The 1139-nt window shown below is 67.1% G+C and carries 1 protein-coding gene; it reads left to right on the forward strand.

Annotated elements, in window-relative coordinates; translation table 11 throughout:
• Window positions 1-1139: type VI secretion system Vgr family protein (locus tag GTP77_RS29695; RefSeq protein ID WP_161075743.1), on the forward strand; the 1139-nt coding region annotated here is incomplete at both ends.

The following is a 1139-nucleotide window of genomic DNA, read 5'->3' on the forward strand; positions in this document are numbered from 1 at the left end:
CACCCGCGTGTTCCGCAACAAGGACGAAGTGGAAATCGTCCAGCTGATCCTGGACGAATGGCGGCTGGGGAACCGCATCGTCGGCATCTGCTTTCAGCACGAACTGGCCGACTTCTTCGACACCATCAGCTACCCCAAGCGCGAATTCACCATGCAGCACAACGAGTCCGACGGCGCTTTCATCCGCCGCCTGCTCAAACGGCGCGGTATCTCCTGGTACTTCCGCGCCCACCACGGCGAGCGCACCCTGTTCCACACCATGGTGCTGCTCAACCGCCCCGACAGCGTGCGCGAAAACGCCGCCGGCGCCGTGCGCTACCACCGCGACAGCGCCACCGAAGAACGCGACAGCATCACCTCCTGGAGCGCTGTGCGCACGCTGCAACCGGGCAGCACCGCCACCCACAGCTGGGACTACCGCAACCCGCTCGGCGTGCACTTCATGAGCGTGGCCGCGCTTGGGGAGGCCGACCAAGGCAGCAGCGGCCGCTGGATGGCCGCCAGCATGGACGACTACCAGGTGCTGCCGCCGCACGCTGGCGACGACCATGAAGACCTGTTCAAACTTGGCCAGCTGCGCATGCAGCGCCACGACTACGAAACCAAGTGCTTCCACGCCGAAGGCAGCGTGCGCGACCTGTGCGTGGGCGAATACTTCACGCTCGAAGGCCACCCTGAGATCAGCAGCCACGCCGCAGAGGAGCGCGACTTCACCGTCACGGCGCTGCAGGTGACCGCGCAGAACAACCTGCCCAAGGCGCTGGCCGCGCGCGTGGAACGCCTGTTCGCCCGCAATCGTTGGATGCGCAAGGACGCGGACGGCGCGCACGATGCGCAGCTGCGTCAGGAGCTGGCCGGGCACGTTGCCGAAGGCAGCTCGCGCATGCACATCCAGTTCACCGCCGTGCGGCGCGGCGTCCCCATCGTGCCCGCCTACGACCCGCGCACCGAGCTACCGCAGCCGCAGATGCAAAGCGCCATCGTGGTCGGCCCGGAAGGCGAGGAAGTGCACTGCGACGAAATGGGCCGCGTAAAGATCCGCTTCCCCGGCACGCGTGCGCAGGACCATGGCGACCGCGGCTTGGCCGGCGCCAACAATGACGAATGCGACTCGGCCTGGGTCCGCGTCGCCTCCAACT

Source organism: Pseudoduganella aquatica (assembly GCF_009857595.1).
Lineage (GTDB): Bacteria > Pseudomonadota > Gammaproteobacteria > Burkholderiales > Burkholderiaceae_D > Rugamonas > Rugamonas aquatica_A.